This window comes from Paenibacillus sp. GbtcB18 (assembly GCF_019091125.1).
In the GTDB taxonomy this organism is placed as follows: Bacteria; Bacillota; Bacilli; order Paenibacillales; family NBRC-103111; genus Paenibacillus_F; species Paenibacillus_F chitinolyticus.
The window spans coordinates 84,856-105,558 of the sequence record NZ_JAGXJX010000012.1; the positions used below are offsets into that span (position 1 = coordinate 84,856).

At 41.4% G+C, this 20,703-nt stretch carries 14 protein-coding genes and 1 pseudogene; 4 read left to right on the top strand and 11 right to left on the bottom strand.

All coding sequences use genetic code 11. The features are described 5' to 3' along the window. Window positions 1-1,488: 1,488 nt before the first annotated feature. From KVT34_RS26265 to KVT34_RS26280, 4 genes are all read right to left on the bottom strand, one after another. Window positions 1,489-3,027 carry a PIN-like domain-containing protein gene (locus KVT34_RS26265; RefSeq protein WP_217562647.1) on the bottom strand — a complete coding sequence of 513 codons (1,539 nt, stop codon included), beginning with the start codon at window positions 3,025-3,027 and terminating at the stop codon, window positions 1,489-1,491. 97 nt (window positions 3,028-3,124) lie between these two features. Then, entirely contained in the window at window positions 3,125-3,958 is an 834-nt protein-coding gene (locus KVT34_RS26270; protein WP_217562649.1) for a hypothetical protein, read from the bottom strand. A gap of 26 nt (window positions 3,959-3,984) precedes the next feature. Further along, entirely contained in the window at window positions 3,985-6,468 is a 2,484-nt protein-coding gene (locus KVT34_RS26275) for an S-layer homology domain-containing protein (protein ID WP_217562651.1), read from the bottom strand. Between the two features lie 37 nt (window positions 6,469-6,505). Then, window positions 6,506-7,174: a stalk domain-containing protein gene (locus KVT34_RS26280; protein WP_217562653.1), complete on the bottom strand. Its 669-nt coding sequence runs from the start codon at window positions 7,172-7,174 to the stop codon at window positions 6,506-6,508. A gap of 709 nt (window positions 7,175-7,883) precedes the next feature. Here KVT34_RS26280 and KVT34_RS26285 point away from each other — a divergent pair. Further along, window positions 7,884-8,165, top strand: coding sequence for an IS66 family transposase (locus tag KVT34_RS26285; protein WP_309244137.1), 282 nt, complete (start codon window positions 7,884-7,886; stop codon window positions 8,163-8,165). Window positions 8,166-8,353: 188 nt separating this feature from the next. Further along, window positions 8,354-8,842, top strand: coding sequence for a DinB family protein (locus KVT34_RS26290; RefSeq protein WP_217562657.1), 489 nt, complete (start codon window positions 8,354-8,356; stop codon window positions 8,840-8,842). Window positions 8,843-9,478: 636 nt separating this feature from the next. Here KVT34_RS26290 and KVT34_RS26295 read toward each other — a convergent pair. The 3 genes and pseudogenes from KVT34_RS26295 to KVT34_RS26300 form a co-directional block, all read right to left on the bottom strand. After that, a complete protein-coding gene (locus tag KVT34_RS26295) occupies window positions 9,479-10,204 on the bottom strand; it encodes a polysaccharide deacetylase family protein (protein WP_217562659.1) in 726 nt (241 codons plus the stop codon). Between the two features lie 68 nt (window positions 10,205-10,272). Further along, a pseudogene (locus KVT34_RS33025) lies at window positions 10,273-10,389 on the bottom strand (transposase); the annotation flags it as partial. A gap of 97 nt (window positions 10,390-10,486) precedes the next feature. Beyond that, a complete protein-coding gene (locus tag KVT34_RS26300) occupies window positions 10,487-11,200 on the bottom strand; it encodes a thioesterase II family protein (RefSeq protein WP_217562661.1) in 714 nt (237 codons plus the stop codon). A gap of 1,517 nt (window positions 11,201-12,717) precedes the next feature. Here KVT34_RS26300 and KVT34_RS26305 point away from each other — a divergent pair. After that, a complete protein-coding gene (locus tag KVT34_RS26305) occupies window positions 12,718-13,581 on the top strand; it encodes a galactosyltransferase-related protein (RefSeq protein ID WP_217562663.1) in 864 nt (287 codons plus the stop codon). A gap of 349 nt (window positions 13,582-13,930) precedes the next feature. Continuing rightward, window positions 13,931-14,626 (top strand): DNA alkylation repair protein, encoded by a 696-nt coding sequence (locus KVT34_RS26310; protein WP_217562665.1) that lies wholly within the window; start codon window positions 13,931-13,933, stop codon window positions 14,624-14,626. A 50-nt stretch (window positions 14,627-14,676) separates the two neighbouring features. Here the strand turns inward: KVT34_RS26310 and KVT34_RS26315 are convergent, their stop codons facing one another. Genes KVT34_RS26315 through KVT34_RS26330 form a run of 4 tightly spaced genes read right to left on the bottom strand, consistent with a single transcriptional unit; the run spans window position 14,677 to window position 20,686 of the window. Next, the gene (locus tag KVT34_RS26315) at window positions 14,677-16,266 is read right to left on the bottom strand and encodes a discoidin domain-containing protein (RefSeq protein ID WP_217562670.1); all 1,590 of its coding nucleotides are present in this window, start codon (window positions 16,264-16,266) and stop codon (window positions 14,677-14,679) included. Between the two features lie 35 nt (window positions 16,267-16,301). Next, window positions 16,302-17,612 (bottom strand): ABC transporter substrate-binding protein, encoded by a 1,311-nt coding sequence (locus KVT34_RS26320; RefSeq protein WP_217562672.1) that lies wholly within the window; start codon window positions 17,610-17,612, stop codon window positions 16,302-16,304. A gap of 13 nt (window positions 17,613-17,625) precedes the next feature. Then, window positions 17,626-19,599, bottom strand: coding sequence for a CocE/NonD family hydrolase (locus tag KVT34_RS26325; protein ID WP_217562675.1), 1,974 nt, complete (start codon window positions 19,597-19,599; stop codon window positions 17,626-17,628). Between the two features lie 34 nt (window positions 19,600-19,633). Then, complete coding sequence (locus tag KVT34_RS26330) at window positions 19,634-20,686, bottom strand: MupA/Atu3671 family FMN-dependent luciferase-like monooxygenase (protein WP_217562677.1); 1,053 nt, start codon at window positions 20,684-20,686, stop codon at window positions 19,634-19,636. Between the last annotated feature and the right edge of the window lie 17 nt (window positions 20,687-20,703).

Here is a 20,703-nt window from a genome sequence, read left to right on the forward strand (position 1 = left end):
GAAAATTCCTTCTCATTTACTTGAAAAAAATTCTCAGTATTTATGACGCCACACACCTTGTGTAGCGTCATAATTAGTGAGAAAATAGCTGCGGAAAACCTTGATTTATCAAGGGCCATTTTCAGAGTTAGTGAGAACGACATTCCCCTGAACGGTGCTGTATTAGCCTGATTTTCACAATTGATGAGAATATCCGCCAAAGACAAAATGTATATTTATTCACGAGATGTATGATCATAAATACACCATTCTAAGTACCTCTTTCCGTTTAAACAAACAAAAAAATGCTTACCATTGAAATCCAACGGTAAGCATATTTATTAAAAATCGACATTAGATCCAGCCAGAAAAAAGCTTTTATAAGATCCCATTGATTAAATTAGAAGTTAGAGAAAATCTATAATTCTTTAAACCCTCGAACTACTTTGAGTCCAAATCCAAAGAGGACGATTACAACAATACTCTCAACCAACCGGTAATGCATCGAAGAATTGTGCGATCTCCATATTACTAGAATTACAACAACTATTGCTAGAACTAGCAATAGAACTGAATCTCTACCCAATCGCCCCTTCCCTGTGACCCAACTTTGTCTGTAGCCGAAGTTATTACTTTTACGCAAACGATAGTATCTCAGTCTACTCATATATAATCCTTCTAGTAGAACATGTAATCTTTTGAAACTCTAGCTAATTTAGATATCCATTCAACGAGCTTACAACTTCATTTATCAAACCTTTGGCGGTTGTATCGGGGGAATTACGAGGTCCTGATATAAATCATTATGGACATAAATTCCATCTTTTATACATCAGTTCAGTCCATGCGAGCCATCTTTCGCTGCCAACATTGGACCTGTTGGAATTTATTCGTCAAATCATTATTTTACGTAATTTTTCATTTATATGCCGCTTGATATCAGCAGACCGGCGATCTGATCTGTATGTATTATTTGTTGTCTATGTATTTGAGCCTAACATAATCTGTCGGATGAGAAGAAAATATATCGTTTGCCGTATGCGTATGCGCCGCTGTTTTCTCATTCTGTTAATATCGCATCGTGAGATTATTTAAATCTACTTTCAACGTAACTGTGTTTCCCGTCACGTCTAAATATTAGATATCCCACTTTTCTACAAATTAAGCATAGTAATTGAGAAAGATCCTCAATTACTTGAAACAATATATGTTCTTGTCCCAATACGGTAAACGATATAAGTTCTTGTCACAAGTCAGTGACAAGAACTTATATCGTTAAAATAAAAAAAGCCGTTACTTCGCGACTTTTAAGCATATATGTTCTTGTCATCCGACAATTTCATAAACCAGCAACGTATAGTTGACAAGAACATATATCGTTAGAGGACAAGAACACTTACATCTATTGTGGACTCCTTCCAAAAAGAGTAAGAAGCGCGGGAGTAATGCCCCGTCGCTTTTAATATTTCGCCTCACCCGTTATACGTTTTTTTAAATAACAACTAAATCTTAATCATCGCAATTACTGCATTTAGCGCCTCTTAACGTATGAAGCGGGAATAAACATCCACAACCGGAACAATAGTCATAAAGTGAGAAGTGGCTATCACAAACACCCTCACCACTATTAGTCTGATAAACTGCGCTGTTACTACAATGTATACATACCTCGTGATAACCACTGTATCCATCATCATAGTCATCATCGTCGTCACACTCAACATGACAATCAACAACGCTGAAACCACCAACATCTATTTCGACACTTGAATCATCATATTCAATGCCTTCAATTCCTTCATCCCCATTCTCCTCTGTGGATACAACTAAGAAAGTAATGGAGAATGACCCTTGAATCGTACAAACGCCTGAACTAGAACTATAGTGAACGCTTTCTCTACCATATGAGTTTGAACTAATCGATATGTCCACGTTTTTTTCAAAAACGCCTTGAATGAAAACTTTATTCTCTACCATCTCAACAGATTCAATCTCTAAAACCTTATGCTGACCCTCATATGAATTTACATCAACATCAGACAGTGGATCATCAACGTATTCCTGTAAATCACCACTATGGATTAAGTGTGTTGTCAAATCCATTTCCGAATCTAATATCTCGAGCCAATTACAATCCTCAAACACTTCGTCTGCGTAATCAATTGCATTCATTTCAATAAATACTAAAGTGTTATCAACTTTATTAATGCGCGAGTTATATGCAATAAAATTATTTAAAGTAACCATCATAAAGTCTTTTTCAGTAATTTCTTTAAACTCTTTAATTAACTCCCGTCTTGATTCAACAGGAACTTCATCTTTCCCTTCTAGCTCCCACCAGTCACCTTTCACATCCCTTGTAATAAATATGACATCTCGCCCCGTACTTTTAGCGTGTAACAATACTTGTTTCCATAATATTAAATCTCCAAACTTTTTCCGTCTAGTCGGATCATCCCTGTCTTTTACAGAATCCTCAAAGCCAGGGGGTAAAAGATGCTCGTAGCGAAGTTTTCCCTCTGCATATATGTTTAGAAGTTCAGCTTGAGTGAAAACAGCGCCCACTTTACCCTCACTAGCTAGTTGTTCGATATAACCTTTCGTCTCATCTTTCCTAAGAGACTCTTTGTCTTTGTCAATTTCAGGCTTTATATCTTTTTCGTATTGCTCATACACAGCCTTCATGTTAGCAATAATATCCGCCAGATCACTTTTGAGCTTTCCTACCAACGGATATTTAAACTCAAGGGCTTTGACGAAAATACCATCGGTAGTGTTTTTTGTGTTCTCAACCAAACTGTTTATATCTCTTCTGATGTTTATGTACTTACCAAATCCACTATCCCTTTCCTTATCGCAATGACGCAAAAACTCTTCGTAAATTTGGTGCGGAATAAAAGTTGAATCAGTTTTATCTTTCAGCGCTTTAAGTATTTGATCTCTTGCGTGGGGCGTAAATCGATATGGTTGCAAATAAACGTTCGTATCAAAGACAAAAATCGGATCGCTTTCAATAAACTTTTTGTAATTATCGAAACTGTCTTTCATTAGCTATTTTTCACTTCCTATGATTGATGTAGTAAAGAGCTGGAATCAAAGTCCAACTCTTGAAAGAAAATAAATTTTGTGCCTAGTAAATAAGTATTTAGTACGAGCCCAGTCGCCACCGATTCCACGACTCTATCCTACTATCCGGATCGATACAACAATCAATAACAACATTATCTTCGGTAAGATAGATACCAGGCTCTTCATTCGATTGGATGTACTTCTGAATCCAACGGCGGCTCTCCTGGATACCGATGCCGTTTGTGAGCAGCTTTCGTTCTTGTGCTCCGGGACTGACATTCTCTATGTTGTACTTACCAAGTCGCTTGTTTCCGGATATGACAAAGAATGGCTCGTTCGGTTGCGCCTTGCGATGACTAATGATTTGCTTCGGCATTCCTGATGCAGGTCTCGGAGACTCCAGATCGGCGATTACCTCACAGAACTGGTCGATAAGCCATTTCGTCGTTCCTTCAGCCTGAAGCCCGCGAAGGGCCTTCCCGACCTGTTTCCAAGTGATTTCGACTTCCTGTGCGTTTGGCAATTTTTCACGATGTGCCGCGGATTGTGCATTGTTCAACGCACCCGTAACCTTGAATTCGAACTGGAGCGTAAAGTTCTGCCCTAAAATCCAGGCATCAGGGATCGAGCCAGGGTTCGGGATTGTCTCCTCCTGTGTTTTCTTGCGCAAGAACGGGGCGACCCCGATAACATACTCAAACGGCTTAATTTCAGCTGGTGGATTCTCGGTGAAAAGCAGAAATCGAACATCTTTGAGTACCAGCTTCTTGGCTCCAGGAATCAGTTTCTCCAGAAACGGTTTAAGCAGGATCGCTTCGTTCATAGCAAGCAGATTCAATAGTACATTGGTGCAGTGATTTTCGCGCTGTCTGTAATGGGTGAAGAGATTCATGGTCATATCGCCTTCCATGGTGCTAATTCATCTCTAGAGTAAATTTATTTTTTCAGTGTAATAAAATAACCAATACCGCTATAAAGGGACATCATCTGATAATCCCCAGGCTGAAGATCCTTAGTATCGAATTCATAAATAGTATTTATTCCATCTTCAGGAACTAGAATGTGCAATCCATGTCCATCGCTTACTTCTTTGTCATATTGATCCTTAGTGAGGGGGACATTGTTTTTATAAACAAAGTAAACATCTGCTTCACGTGAGACCTTAAATTTTACTTTTGTTCCTACTTTTAGGGTTGTCTCTCCTTCTAAAAGATATAGCCTAATAGTGGAGGACATCTTTACTGAAGTGTATTCGGTATTTTTGTAGTTGCCATCAACTGTTTCAACAGCGCCGGGAAGCAGGCGGAAGTATACAGATTTCCCTAAATCCTTTGTTGCTTTCATGAGTATCCTATGATCTTTTACTTCAATTTTAACTAAATCATTATCCTTTAACGATTTAAAATTGGGTGTTTCAGAATCTATTGATAATTGTATAAAGTCGTAAATTTCATTACCCGGTATTAATTGCACTTTGCGATTAAATGAAAAGTGAAATGTTTCATTTTGATCTGAAGCGGATCCGCCGCTCATACCTAAGCCGTATAATTTTAAATCTACATCAGATCCGTCAAGTAAGGTTAATATAACCCAAAAGGACGCCGTGTTTTGCTCATCCAAAACAACTACTTTTTTCGATTCGGTGATATATCCATTTGTGTGAAACCCTTGAGTTGAAATTTCAGTACGAGTATAAGGTGAAATCTGAACTTTTTTTGCTATTCCGGTATTTACAGCTTCTTCTAACATGGTTCTATTCGTAGTGTCAATTGATGCTGGCGCTAGATAGGCAGTGCCTTTACGCGGACTATATACGTAAACTGATTCACCTACAGTCACGGCTTCATTTTCTAATGCTATAGAGAACCATTTCCCATTATCGAAAAGTGGTGGGAGGTTTCCATTATTATTTGTACCATCACCACTTCCAGGGCTACTTCCCCCGCCTGAATCAGGCGTGGAACTTCCTCCTCCACTATGGTCTGTATTAGAGCTGCCACTATCATTATTTTGAGAGCTTCCATTTGAAGGAACAGGATTAATTTTTTCTCCTGTAACCGGCATATCCGTTTGGCCAATTTTTATTGTTGTATCTGCAGGTACGCCATTGCCCAGCTCAACTTTTTCCGGAGCTTGTGCGAAAGAGACTCCTTTGGTATTCACCGTGACTTTGCCCACATTGCCTTCGCCAAGAACTGTAGCTGCTGCATTTAAAACTGCTTCCAGTATCTTAGCTTCATGACTTAGCTCTAGAGATATTCCCTCAGCTGTATTATCCGTAGTCAGGTTATTAATGGTTCCGGAAGGTACTTGTACGAAAATACTTTTTGCGTCGATATCAACAGAATTAAACGATCCATTAAGATGTACTCGAGATTTTTCAGGTAATTCTTTGGCAAGTGTGACGTGGTTGATATTTGCCCCCATTTTTGAAACGACATTTGAAGCGGATTGTATAGTTATTTCCTGGATTGTTGTTTTACCTTCAGCTACAAGACGAACGGTACCGGTTTTCTTGTTGACGATAACCGTGAGTAGGACACTGTCTTCCATATGTACGCTATTCTCTCCGCCACCATAGATTAAAGTGCGTCCCTTAACATTTACATTTTTGAGGAACACGTCGCCGTCCCCTACTTGCTTACTGATAATAAGATCGCCAGCGATCTCCATATTTTGAAGCGTCACGCCTGGCGAATTAATGACGACGCTGCCCTTTTTCTGCTCTCTTGTTTGCTCGTTGCCATAAGTGCCGGATTCTCCATACCACTGGCCATAATAACCAAACGAGCGGTCAAGGAGTTGCACGGCCTCTGCCCGAGTTAAAGCGTTTAGAGGACCAAATGAGCCGTCTTGGTAGCCATCTATGATGCGGGCATCTGCTGCCGCTCCAACATAGGCGCGGCTCCATTCAGGTAACTGCTCTTGGTCTGTAAAAGTAACAACGGAATTCTCTTTTAAATGCAGGATACGGGATAATGTAATGGCCGCTTCCTGCCTGGAAAGTAGAGCATCCGGTCTGAAGGTGCCATCTTCAAAGCCACTCACGTAGCCGGCAGCAATACCTTTTTGAATATCGGAGGCGTACCACTCTTCCGGTTTAACGTCTATAAAGGAATTTCGGGCCTCTTTTTCATACTGAAAGATGCGGTTGATAAGTGCGCTCCATTCGGCCCTGCTTATCTGGCGGTTGGGTTCAAAAACTCCCCCTTCACCATTTACTACTCCGCGTTGATGCCAAGTTTGTACGACGTCTTTTGCCCAGTGTCCTTGTAAATCGGTGAAAGCTGCGGGAAGCATAGGTGAAGTGACGGTTGTGTTTTTTTCGTTGTCCGCTGCTGCTGCGACTTGGACAGGCTGTCCCCCCATCCCGGTGAGAAGCATAGCTGACAAACTTAAACTGATCCACTTGACTTTCATTTCATGTTCTCCTATTCATTCGCTCTATTATATGGAATTATTTAAGATATACAGTGGTTGAGGGACTGCTATTCTGAATTGAACCTACTGATGCGCCCATTGTTTTGTAGGTGAACTTAGAAATGGAAGAGAAATCGCTTTTAATTTCAAAAGAAAGTCTAGCCTTTTTTACAGCATTGGGTGCAAAAGCTCCAGAAATGAAATCTGAGTCAATATTTGCACATTTTGCTGTTTCTCCCGTATTTAGCACAATACTAGACATGGTTGGATAAAAATCTATTTCTTTGTTTGAGGTGTTTTTCACTTCCACTTCCATCACCAATGCCCTAATAGGAGTGTAATACTCGTACAATTGAAAATTTTCTTTCATGTACACTTTGTTGATTTTCATTTCCATAGGCCATGAGGTAAGTGATGCATTAGTCTGGTAGCTAAAGGTTGGTTCTGGATCTGCATTAGCTGCCGGTTCTTTTCCATTGCTAATGGATATTTTTCTAGTTGCATCGTCCCACTTAACTTCAGCGCCTAGCATTTCTGAAACCTCGCGTAGAGGTACATAGCTCACATCGTTAATGATTTGGATATCTGTTTTAGATTGTTTGCCATTCACGAACAATTTGATATCTGTTGCGGCAAATACACCAACTGAAAAAGCACAAATTGCTATCGCGCTGACACCAATAGTTGTTACCAATTTTCTTTTCATTTTTTCTAAACCCCTGTCTGAAATATATATTTAACAAGGAAAGAGTTCGATTTAGTTACAAAATATTCCTCCGGAAAACAACATTTTGAGAAAGTTTCATAAAAGTACAATAAATATTGATGACGTCCTGTATCTCCGTTGCGCCTCTTACCTCCTCAGCTCAAGGGTTGCGATGTACGACAATGTCGAAGATGGATTGTTTGTCCATGGGCGCATCCTTTTCCGTATCCGGGTTTTAATCCAGACCATTAGTTCCTTCAATTTGTTTCGGCCTATTTTATCGATCTTATCAAATTAAAGTTCATTAGTACTCTCTTTTGGTCACAGTTAGGGTTGCTTTCATAACAATGCATTGAGAATATTCTCAATTACGGGAAACAATATATGTTATTGTCCCAATACGGCAAACGATACAAGTTCTTGTCACTGACTTGTGACAAGAACTTGTATCGTTAAAATAAAAAAGGCCGCTGCTATGCGACTTTTAAGCATATAATGTTCTTGTCATCCGACATTGGACAACCTGACCGGCTTCTCTCAGGCGATTAAAGCCTCTTTTTCCGAGCACATCTAAACCCTACTCGACAGGCTATCGACCCAGCGAATCGACGCTGCTTTCGTTCTTCCAATCGATGTTCATTCCCTGGATGATGCTGAACAGACGATCTTGACGCCATGACTTCAAAAATCTGTAACTCACGTATACGAAATCGGATGTCGGACCGAAGGAAAAACACAATGGATTCATGTGGTATCCCACAGCGGTTGGACGTTGTTAGGTGCTCACCTCAAGTGCGAAAGTCAGGGAATGGATGATTTGGGTTTACTGCCCCTCTATACAGGGACTGTTGTTCATGACTGCTTGCCCGTCTATTTCAAAGAAGTTTATTCCTATGATCATGCGCTTTGTAATACGCATTTGTTCCGCGATTGCCGAGGCATCGCGGAACATAACGGCCAGTGGGCAACGCAAATGAAAGAACTGCTGTAAGAAAGCTGGCGGCTCGCCAAATCAGTTCGATAAAAAGGCACAAAACTTAAACCCCTCAAACAGCATCTTCCTGTAATTTCCTCACTAACCAATACTCTTCACGGCTTAAAATAAGAATTTATTGTATTTTATACTATTTTATAGTAATGTTAAAGTGAGGATTAAAGTATTATTAAGGGGGATTAATAATGGCTATCAACAACAACGAGACATTAAACCATAACAACACTTTAAATCAGTTTAGAGACTTCTTACCTTGGGTAGAGGAACTAAGAGGGATTGACGATGAGCTTTGGCTGAAACCAATCGCATCGGGCAAATGGGCGATTAGAGAAATTCTAACGCACATTATGAGTTGGGATAAAAATAGTTTAGAAGTAATGGTTCCAAATATGGTAGAAGGAGCAAGTCTGTTCTTCGTAGATATTCAAAAACATAACGATGATGCAGCAATATTTGCCCAGTCCTATACTTCCTTAAACTCACTTCTGGATGACTTAGTAAAGGCTCGATTACAGTTGTTAGAACTTTTAGAAGAAAAATATAATGAAAGTACAAAGTTTAAAATCGATAATGATGAATTTACCTTCCACAAATTTGTACATATATTTATTCATCATGACGAACATCATAAGGCACAAATCGTAGATTTCTTGGATGTCTATAAAAATAAATGATTATGATTTATGTAAACTATACGAATATCCCCAACCCAGTGAATTGCCTCTGGGTTGGAAGGATATAACATTGATTACCTATTTAGCACTCGAATCGAACCGGTAAATGTGACGAAGTCGACCATTTTTCCTTAGTCTCAGCCCAAATGGGCGAGACACTTATCATCTCTATCCGTAATGCCATCAGTTCAGGGAAAACCGTGGGCTGTCAAACGTTAATCAGGACTTCGCAAGCTTCACCCCAATGAATTCTAGTTGAGATTCCAGCGAAACCGGATCGCTAAAAAAATCCTTCTGTAAAACCTATCCATTCACTGAGTCCAATCACATATTTTTGCAGACCTTGCTTTGCGACAATCCTTCCTTCATCGATAAAATAATTGGAATTAAACAACGAAGTTATTAAGCTGCGCTTAGATAGACATTGAAACCCCCCGCAATTTATGCGGTTTTCAATGTCTATATGTTCTTTTCGTCAGACAGCGTACCCCATCACCCAAACAATCCCGTGAGTATTCGTATACGCAGTAGTCAGAGTTATCTACTCCAAGTGAATAATAATTTTCGATACCCATCTGCTGGATCAAGGTAGCACTGACCTACGCTGGAAATTATATAATTCCTGGCTTTCTCCGTTCATGGGACCTCTAATTCGACTTTATTTTGAATAACCTTGTTATATTCTGTAATTAGTTTGCTCACAGTAACGAATTGATACCCTTGTTGCGTTAAAAGCGGGAGTATTTTTTTTACTGCCTCCACGGTTTGTTCCCGATTCCCTCCACCATCATGAAGCAAAATAATGGATCCGCTTCTTACATTCGTCAAGATCCTGTTCGCCAGCACGTCAGCTCCTGGCAATTCCCAATCCTTTAAATACATGTCTCTTGACCATAAAACAAATCGGTAACCTAGATGTTCAACATATGGTACCGCTGCTTCTGGAAAACAACCGTATGGCGGCCTGAATAAAACGCTTGTGGACTGAGTAATCTCCTTTATCGCATGCTCGGTTTTCTGTATCTCTATCATTAACTCATCCAGCGTTAATGTTGTAAGATCGGGGTGAGTGAAGGTATGATTCCCTATTTCATGCCCTTCAGCTACAATGCGTTGAGCCATTTCAGGGAATTTAGAGACAAACTCACCATATACGAAGAAAGTAGCTTTTGCTCCATATTCTTTTAATAAATCCAGTATTGCTGGAGTATAGCTTTCGTATGGCCCATCGTCAAAAGTCAAGCTTACAGATAAACCATTGGCTGGAGGTAAAAAGATATCGCTGATAACTGTCTCATCAATTGTTGATTTAATTGTAGGATCATTACAAAGCTCTCGAAAATCAATTATATTTTCGCTCAAAGTTATTATCTCCTTATTATTCAATTCTTATAATTAAGGTGGAGTTCAGTAGCTGGCTTGTTTCTTCCAACTTTGTTCACGATAATGTCATCCTGCTTTACTTTCAAATAGATGGCATCTAGAAAGACGACCGTCTACACGCTTTGTAGCAACCGGTTATGCCATTCTTTAATCATTGAAACAATCTAGTTGGCCACGTTCGCGATCCTCCTAAGCTGCTAGCATCGTGCCTCCCGGCTAGACCATTTGTCGTGCGATGGCACCTCCCACACGCACCTGCATTCAAATTTTCGCTTTTGTGACCTTAGACAGAAGAATATGATTAATGAGCTTCGTTATCTGTTCGATATTGTGGTGTATAAAAAAATGGCTTCCGGTAAAAGGATAGACATGGAAGCTCATATCCGTATGATGACGCCAGGCTATTAACTCTTCTGACGTTATATCATCTTCTTTTCCGTTTAAAACGGAAATTTCACATTGAATTTTCTCTTTTTTCTTTCTGTAATGATACGTTTCCAGCATCTTGAAATCGCTTCTAAGAATGGGCGTAAACATTTGCAGCAATTCTTTATGTACGGCTATATTTTGCGGGGTTCCTCCTAATGCAATTACTTCTTTTATGAAATCGTCATCCGGCAGCAAATGTATCGGTTCTTCTCTTCGCGGCATATTCGGCGGCCGGTGTCCTGAGAAGAAGATATGGTCCGGCAACCGAAGATTTTCTTGTTTTATTTTATAATACAACTCGTAAGCTAGAATTGCTCCCATACTATGACCGAAAATCGCGTACTCCGTATTTCCAATCTTTTCTTTAAGCTGTTCAAAAATGTCTTCAACAGCTTCCTCTATGCTGTCGTAAAATTCTTCTTTGATTCTCTTTCCCCTCCCTTTAAGTGGAATTGGTTCTAATACCACCGAAGAGTCCAGAAATTTATTCCAATGACAGTAGATCGCTTCCGACCCACCAGCATAAGGCAAGCAAAATAAGATCACTTCATTTCCCCCTCTAGTCATCTATTTGATTGTTTACCTTTAAGGTCCTTATTTCCATATTGTTACATTGACATCAACTGTCCATCATTGCCTTGGCATAGGCAGAGTAGAAGCCCCTCCCCTTGCTTTGATGCATAAAAGCTGCGAAAACTGCAACAAAATAGGAAACCTCGCTGAACCCTTCCCGGTTAACTCCCCTATCCATTACACAGCTCTGGCTTGGGCAGTGCACAGCAAATCCAGATTGCCAAATTTGGCAGAGGATAGGTCACCGTCCAGACAAGACTTCAACCCGAAATAAACTTGGCATTAATGTAAGCTAACACGCCATTAAAAGTACTTAAATCGGAATTAACAAAGTCTTCATCTGAAGTTTGAATTTGAAAATGCTTCGATATATCGAATAAAATTTGAACATACGAAATAAAATCTATTCCTCATAGAGCATCTAGTGATTTCTCGTAATCTGACTTGGATACATTCACGTCGTTTTTTCTAAAGATATTTAGTAATGATTTCTTCCACTTCATTTGTCATCCTTAGCCCTCCTGCTCTACTGTGCTCATTTCCTTGCCTCTCAACTCCAACACACAGGACCACATATTCTCCTCAAGTTCTAATAAGTCGTTAGCTAATTGCTTTCCAGCCTTGATGTATTTTTTGCTTTGTAGTCTTATGTCCACGATTTGCGATTTCGCTAATAAACCCAGGTCATGCATGGCCTTGAATAACAGTTCGTTGACTGCTTGTCTGCTGCAGATTTATATTAACGAGTTGTTTATCCGCAATATTTCATTAACGCTATATTTTTGTAACTTGGTTCTATCGTTACGGCTATGCTATAAGCAACGTTCAGAGTTCATCCAAATTCATTATAGGGCTTCAATTTAAAGGAAAATTAAATTGGCCCGCTCAATCTCCATTCTATGAGTAAAATAATTCTTTTCGAAACATTAGTTATATCGTACACTTCGAGGATAATTATGGGATGAAGTACAAATAATTGTTTCTTTGGTATGTAAATAATGATATCATTTGTATGCGCTTAATCTATTTCAATACCCTTGGTTTCAAACTGGATCCCAATAATATAGATTTAGGAGGACTGGCAGTGGAGATATCGGTTATTGTACCGCTTTAAGAGACAAGAGATTCTGACGTTGGTTCTAGAGGCTTTAGCCAACCAGACATATTCGAATTTCTCCGTCTCACTCATTGATCAATAGAATTCCATGATATGGACACTGTTAATCATCAATTCGCATCAAGACTGAACCTCAATTATCTCAATATTCCGGCATATACGAACGTCTCAGCAAAGCGAAACTATGGGATTATTCACACACAGGCCGAAATCCTCATTTTCTTAGACTCAGATAGTTACCGGACCGGAATTTGTCGAGGAACATACCAAATTCCATAACAATGGATTTGATTGTGATCGGGTATATTTACGCTTTGGATTCATTCGAACGTAAAACTACGATTTTTTAAAGGCACAGGATTATTCTACCTTTATGGAGAACTTTTATGCCTTCAGTGACAGTATTCCAGACGAACGGGAAACTCACTACCATAACGCAAATGATGACATTATGACCTTGAATGCTCCCTGGAACGTATTCTGGACAGGCAACATCTCATTGTCCCGCAAGACGATCCAGAACGCCGGATGTCTAGACGAGGGCTTCCAAGGTTGGGGTGGTGAAGATACTGAATGGGGCTATTGGATTTATAAAAGCAATGCCAAAATTGCTCTTGGACGGAAGGCATGGGGTGTACATCATCCTCATGAAATCAATCTGTCTTCCAGATCCCAAACCGCAGACCACAATTTAAGAAACATTATTAAGAAGTTCCCCAATCTGGATTGCGAGCTTTATTGCAGATACTATGAAGTTTGGAAGTTCTATTACGATAAAATGACACACTTGAACGTTGAAGAACTTACAGAGCAAGAAGTAAAACAGATCAAGCAGTTCATTCGGGCAATGTATTATTCCAACGTGCTTGTTGTGCATGGAGAGACGTTCTCCGATCTTCCTCAGGTTTCAACTATAGTTGAAACGAATCGGCAATCTTACATACAGCTATGCAGCAAGGGCAAGAATACCTATCATTTAAGCGGATGTTACTTGCCATTCGACAATAACAGCTATGAATTAGCTGTCATCTTACCTGCCTGGAGATCGTTCGATTTCGACCACAAGAAGAATGTCGTCGAGGAAGCATTGCGATGTGCGCATATGACCAATCTAATCATAAGAGAAGACCCGTCCCCTTTTCTCCCTTACTTTGAGCAACTTAATCAGACGCATAGATGGAAGTGCGAGCAGTTGGAGAATAGCTCATGTAGCGTCATTCAGATTTCTCGCTGCTAATTCGTCAATCAGGCGGGATTAATTTGATGATAGCTCTTGAACAATGAGCCATCTTATTCATCCCTTGGCTGATTGACCAGCCCTTCTCTTATCTGGACCGTTTCTTCGATCATTTCCATTGTGTCTTGGTCTTGGGCTGCTTCCACATATTCACATTCAAATCTTTTAAGGTAACCCCCAATCGGTAAAATTGTTTGAAGTTTTGAATTGCATTTTTTTCCGCCATAGCAATGCTCCCTTTCGGTTAAAATTAGATAATAAGGACATGAGATTTAGGAAAAATGTGTAAACTATTATATGATAAATATAATTTGGTAGAAAATACATTTCGAACGAAGGAGCGAACGTATTGTTATTAAAAAGCCTAGATCAATTAAGAAACCTCTTTGCTCAACATGAAAATCCATTTTTAGCGCACAAAATGAAAAACTATATGCGGAACAAGTTTGAGTTTTTCGGTATCCAATCCCCATTAAGAAAGGAACTTACGCATAAATTCATAAAAGAAAATGGTTTCCCAAATGAAGATCAGGTTGTTGACACAATTACCACACTATGGGACATGAAAGAACGGGAGCTCCAAAATGCCGCCCTTCAAATCATGGACATGAGAAAACGAAAGTTCCATCCCGATGACATTCTATTAATCGAACAGATAACGATTGTGAAGCCTTGGTGGGACACAGTCGACCATATAGCTTCTAATCATGCAGGCCATTATTTCTCACTTTACCCGGAACAGCTTGCAATCGCTGACAGATGGATTCATTCCGATAATATTTGGCTGCAACGTAATGCGATCCTGTATCAATTGAAGTACAAGCATCATACAGACGCCGAGAGACTGTTCTACTATATTAACAACGTCTTGGAGTCGAATGAGTTCTTCATACAGAAAGCAATCGGATGGAGCCTCCGCCAATACAGCAAATATAACCCTGAAGTGGTTATCGGTTATGTGGAATCAACCAGACTGTCCAATCTAAGCAAACGGGAAGCGTTAAAAGTGCTAAACCGTAAAGTTTCTGCTAATAGTGATGGCTAGAGGATAAGAATGTTGCCCACTTAACAGGACAACATTCTTTCCCCTGTCCATTAATCGTTGAAAATGGAAAATTCCCACAATGAATAACCGAAAATCCCAGAACGTTTGAAGCAATTCACCCGCACAAACCTAGCCTGCTCTCTTCCACCTGTCCACTCATACTCTCCACTCTTGCCATTGGTTATCCGATCCAAAACCCTCCATTGCCTCCCATCTTCAGAGGCTTCTAGCTGGTATTCAAGCGCATGAGCTTCCTCCCACAGCAGGCGGACACGGTTAAACTCCTTCTGCATGCCCAAGTCCAAAGAAATCCACTCATGATCGGTATAATTGCTGCTCCATCTTGTATCCGGACATTGGTCAACGACATTTTGCTTTGCAAGACGATCAATTTCCTCGGAAGAGCAATTGACAGGTTTGAATGCGGACAAATTCCCCTTACGTCGGAGCGCTTCAGTCGTAACTCGCAAGGTTGATTCCTCGCTATGCATGCCATAATGGTTGCGGGCGATTATTTTGATCTCATAACTTTGTTCTGGCTGTACGTTCTCGATCATGTAAGAATTTACTGAACTGCTGCCTGTGTGTTCACCGTTTATAGATACGTGGTACTCTACCAGGTCATGCGCATTCTCTTCCCATCTCAACAAGATCGAGCTGTCAGTTGCGAAAAAGTGGATACCTTCCGCCTTCTGAAGACTTCTGTTCCGTATGCCATCCTTCTTCCCTGTTCTCAGCTCTAACTGAATACACTGGAGAAATTCAACTTCCAACTGCTTGACGGATTGGCATCTCTCCTTGATAGTGTCAAGGGAAATCTTCGATGGATTTATTTGAAGTTTTATAAAATAATTTTTGGTCGATTCGGCAATTCTGGATGATTGTTGGCATTTGTATAGGGCCGCCTCCGAATAACCGCTCTTCTGCATATAGATCGCCGTCAACAACCTGGACAGAGCAATGACCCCAAAGAAATGGATACAACGATTGATGGATTGATAGATATCCAACGTTCTTAAGTCTTCGATGAGTGTATCATAATGTATAAATTCGTCCTGAATGCTTACCATCCGCTTCTGAAACCATCGGTCAATTTTCTGTACCGTTTCTCCTTGCACTTCAAGTTGATTCCACTTGTACGTGGTTACAACTTTCTTGGCATCGATGACATCATCGAATGCGGCACTTAATATTTCTGTTGAATACACTCTCTCGAATGGATAATCGAATACGGTGAACATGTCATTGTCATGCGAAATCAAGGTCAAGGAATGAATTGCTTCGGGGTCGCTTTGGGTGATTTGCATATGAGGAATATATTTATTTCGGATCCAAATATAGACCTCGTTCCTTTGATTCAGCTGTTTAACAATATAAGGTTTAGCATCGCTAAAGTTAATGAAGCTGCGTTGCTGCTCATCCATGCCCAGATCTTCACTTAGCATTCGAAGGTCGAGCGACCAAGGGTACGTCCAGCCATTTTTCCCTTGCCTTACAATTTCGTCATATACCCGATAAGAATGCTCGTACACATTAAAGAACAGTAAGTATGACGGAAAAGCCCGGTCGAACCCGCGCAGCACCTGTGTTCTCCGGCAATCCATGAAGTTGTAGAACATAACGTTTGATAACAGATCCACTTCGCTTACCTCCAATCTTCTTTAAGCGACCTCAACTACTTGTTGTAAGAGGACATCTCCGCAAGCGAGTCATCCAGAGCCTTTTTCGATGATTTCGCTCCTGTTAACGCGTAGAGAACATTTTTCTGAAGGATGGTATGGAATTTGGTTTCTAGCGCAATAGGCGGATTATACCAGCGGACGATATCATCGAATTGGTCATATGGCGCTTGGAATTGCTCATTAGCTGCAATGTATTGTTCCATGCCTCCACCCTGTGCGACTGCGCTTTTGCTTGTCGTCATATATCCCGTACTCTGTGCGAATAAGACAGAGCCTTCAGCTGAGGTGGCGAATTTGATGAATTCCCATGCCGCTGCTTCCTTCTCAGGTGTGGATTTGGTAATATACAAGCTATTGCCACCTCCGGGAACTTTTCGCGGGTTCTTGCCGTCTGTTGGGAATGGCGCAGTGCCTACTTCGAATGTACTCGTATCCAGGATGGACTTGATCGATGCTGATGTGCTGATAAACATCCCCAGTTTACCGTATATGAACCGCCCGTAAGCCTCGCTTTCCGAGATATTAGGCATGCTCTTATCACTGTGGATCAGATCCACTAGGTATTGCAATGCACGTTCTCCTTCACTACTGTTAAAACGGAATTCCGTATCCGCAATTTTACCGCCAAACCCTTCAATCAGAGCCTGCATCATCCAGTTTCCTGAAATCGAATAATTATAATACACGCCTTGCATTTCTGCGTCTGCGAGTTTTTTGGCGTATTGTCTGACTTCATCGAAAGTAGTAGGAGGCTTCTCGGGATCAAGTCCCGCTTGTTTAAACAAGTCTTTGTTGTAATATATGATCGGGGTGCTAATCGCAAACGGCATTCCGTACAGCTTGCCGTCGTCTTCGCTCTTACCGAATTCCAGTAGATTAGCATTAAAATCGGACAAATCCATTTTCTTTGCTTCTACAAATTGCTGAACGGGAACAATATCCACATTGTTCTTAATATAACTTAAATAGCTGTGTCCGCCTTGGAAGATATCCGGCAACTCTGTTTTCATCAACTCTTCATTAATAATGCCTTCATAGTCTCCATAGACGAGCTTTGTCGTGACATATACTTTATCTTGCTTTCTATTAAATTCTCTTACCAGATTATTTAATGCTTCTCCATACTTACCGGCATGGACATGTGCCAGAACAAGCCTGGTCGGACCTGTTGTTGGCGGTACAATCGTTTCTGGGGCAGCCTGCTTGCTATCCGGGTTCGTTTTCGGTTCATTGTTCTGTGTGCAGCCGGTTAAGCTTGCAGCGACCAGCCCGATGGCTAGCACATTGCATATCATTTTCTTCATCCGTATTTCCCCTTTACATTGGATTCTTCTTGTTTCTTTGACTAAGGAAATAGAGAGCAGCAAGCAGCAGGATCAATATGATGCTGCCTCCAATGACAAGCTGGGTAGTATTAAAGAATGTTGGACCGGTATCATCCTCTTTTGCCATTTTTTCAGCAGTAGCGGCCAATGTTCCGCCAATAACCGGAAGCTCGATGAAAGAGGAGTGAACGCTATTGCGGAAGATGGAAAAATTCGCATCCTTGATAATGGGCGTTAAGGCATTATCGATATCCGAGCCTGTTATCGTCAGTCGAATGCGATGACCCTTCTCAAAAATGTAGGAAGTCGGAATCAGATCAAACGAAAGATTTACAATTTCACCCGGCTTGAGATTCTCGATATCTGCCTTATTCCCGCTATGGAACGGCAAACCAAGATTGTTGTAGATGGGTTTGGATTCTTTATGGTGCGAGGCTTTAATTGCCCCTTCCGTGACGTATTTAGACTCCCCATTAGGCGAAATGTCTTCCAGATAAGCGAACACTTGCGAATCTTCGTTAGAGGAAGATATCGAAAGTTTGACAACAGGATGTCCGGTTACTTCCACGTCCTCAGACAAGGCAGTTGTCGTATAGGTGAGTCCCTTGGCATCGTTGGTGCTCAAGTCAGGGTAATTGAACAAACCGCCTGCTGCGTGGTTCCAGCGCGATTCCGGCCCCGTGGTCGTTGTGTAATCAACGGTATATTTATCAACCGCATCCTTGCCTTTTGGAACTTTCATCGAAAGCAATCCGGAATTTACAGATTCTTTGGCGTTGGGATCGCCCTGCTCAAAATAAAAATTCACTACCTGCTGGTTGTTTAAGGGCCATACATCAGTCGAACGCCAACCACCTTTCTGCCCTTCAGAGCTCATCGTGTAATACTGAATAGGATCTTCTTTGGCAATGTTGTTCTCGATTCCCTTGAGGTAGTAATCGAACCAACGGATATGCTCAACAGACAAGTCGTCTTTCACACCGTGGGGCCAAGGTCCGATCATCAGCCGGCGGGGATTGGAGACGTTGGAATGCCAGAGAAACGCGTCTTTCGTCCAAATATCGTACCAGCCGGAAATCTGGTAGATGGCTACGCCGGACTCCTCAATTCCCTTTAGATAGCTGGACGGACTTCGAGTTGTAAATAACTGCTTGTTTGTAATTTCGTCGAACCCGTCACGTGTATCCAGAATGGACCAAATGCTGTAGGGATCCATATTTTTTTGGTGTTCTTGCTGTGCAGCTTTAAAAAGGGAGCCATCTTTATCTTCATCGACTTTGACCGCGTCTGATGTTTTATCTAGGAAGTTCACTTTTGCTCCCCAGTTTCTCATGAAACCGTTCTTGAAAATGCCGCCTGAATAAATAAACCCATACGCATCGAACATAGACATCTGCGGAATGATGGCTTTCAGATGCGGAGGCTTCTGGCCCGCTGCCAATAGTTGGGTAATGCCAAGGTAGGAGCGTCCATACATGCCAATATTACCATTCGACCATTCTTTGGCGGCGAGCCATTCCGTAATATCGTAGGCATCCATCGCCTCTTCCTCCGGAAATTCGCCATATCGTGATCCGAACGATGCCCCTGTTCCGCGTGCATCCACAGCGGCGACGACATAGCCATGCGATAAAGTGGTTCTGAGCCACGGCTCATAATCGAGCATAACATTCTGATCGTAAGCTCTATGATATCTGGCGTGCGTCCAAATGACAGGCAACTTCTCATTTGTAGCTACGCCATCATTCGCCGGTCTGAAGATATCCACCGCCAATTTGGTGCCATCCCGTACTTCTACATATTCTGAGCTCTTGACCCACCCGGAATAAGCCGCTTGAGAATACCCTTCATAACGATTCAATTCGGATACTTTGGTTGTTTCTGCGCGCAATGCACCGGATGGAAAAAAAGTTATCGCAATCATTACGGATATGAATAGTGCCGCTAACATTTTACTTTGTTTCATAAAAGTCAGTCTCCTTCAAAATATTCCTCGTCAATCATGAATGGAATTTCTCTTTCAGTTCCAACAACGTATCCAATCCTCTGATGATTAGCTCATCTTCAATTCCGAAATCGATTAGACAGGCAATTTCATTGACGCCAATCTGCTGAAGGTTCCGCACAAGCTCGGAACAGGAATCTACCGTCCCCAGTAATGCGGCTGTATTCCAATAGCGGGAATAAGCGATCTCCAGAAATTTTTCAAACACGAGCGGATTCTTTAATTGCTTTTCAAGTTCTGGATTGCTTATTTTTTTGGTTTCATACACCTGTTTAATCAGCGACATACTGGTTGACAGGTAGTCTTTGAAAGGCTGCTTTGCAACTCTCTTCACCTGTTCGATGTCCTTCCCCAGATAGGTATGAAGCATCACGCTTACTTTGCGCGAATCGGGGGAATACCCATTGTCGTGCAGCGCCTTTCGGTAAATGGCAAGCTTCCGGTTCAGTTCATGAATATCTTGTCCGATGAAATTAGTAAGCAAATTAGCCCCCATTTCACCGGCTCTTTGAATGGTGTCCACACTGCCATTGGTGCTGACCCACACGGACAGTTCTTCCTGAATCGGTCTCGGATACGTACGGATTTCCACCTGCTTGTCCGATCCGTTCGTGAAAACTTCCGATTCCCCTCTCCACAAGCGCCTGGCCTGCTCAATCTGATCGAACATGAATGTGGTGCGCTGGTCAAATCGTTCAGGGTGAAAAATAAAATCATCGCTGTGCCAGCCGGGAGCGAAGGACAACTCCACCCTCCCGGCTGACAGGTTATCGACCACTGACCAATCCTCAACAATCCTAGCTACATGATGCAGCGGAGAAACAATACTTCCTGAACGGATTTGAATCCGTTCAGTAATCATCGCAAGTCCTGCCGAAAGAACGGATGGATTCGGGAACAATCCGCCAAATTCATGAAAATGCCGCTCCGGCGTCCATATGGCCGAAAATCCGTTACGATCCCCGAATTGGGCCGAGTCCTTGAGCAATTTGTATTTATCCGCGGCGCTTTGCTTGTAGCTGGAAAAGAAGAATATACTAAAATCCATAGCAACCTCCAACTGTT

Bases quoted from the DNA above. Each gene is read 5' to 3' on its own strand.
- KVT34_RS26265 (WP_217562647.1), bottom strand. From the start codon at position 3,027: ATGAAAGACAGTTTCGATAATTACAAAAAGTTTATTGAAAGCGATCCG.
- KVT34_RS26320 (WP_217562672.1), bottom strand. From the start codon at position 17,612: ATGAAGAAAATGATATGCAATGTGCTAGCCATCGGGCTGGTCGCTGCA.
- KVT34_RS26275 (WP_217562651.1), bottom strand. From the start codon at position 6,468: ATGAAAGTCAAGTGGATCAGTTTAAGTTTGTCAGCTATGCTTCTCACC.
- KVT34_RS26330 (WP_217562677.1), bottom strand. From the start codon at position 20,686: ATGGATTTTAGTATATTCTTCTTTTCCAGCTACAAGCAAAGCGCCGCG.
- KVT34_RS26270 (WP_217562649.1), bottom strand. From the start codon at position 3,958: ATGGAAGGCGATATGACCATGAATCTCTTCACCCATTACAGACAGCGC.
- KVT34_RS26280 (WP_217562653.1), bottom strand. From the start codon at position 7,174: ATGAAAAGAAAATTGGTAACAACTATTGGTGTCAGCGCGATAGCAATT.
- KVT34_RS26305 (WP_217562663.1), top strand. From the start codon at position 12,718: ATGGAGAACTTTTATGCCTTCAGTGACAGTATTCCAGACGAACGGGAA.
- KVT34_RS26290 (WP_217562657.1), top strand. From the start codon at position 8,354: ATGGCTATCAACAACAACGAGACATTAAACCATAACAACACTTTAAAT.
- KVT34_RS26325 (WP_217562675.1), bottom strand. From the start codon at position 19,599: ATGAAACAAAGTAAAATGTTAGCGGCACTATTCATATCCGTAATGATT.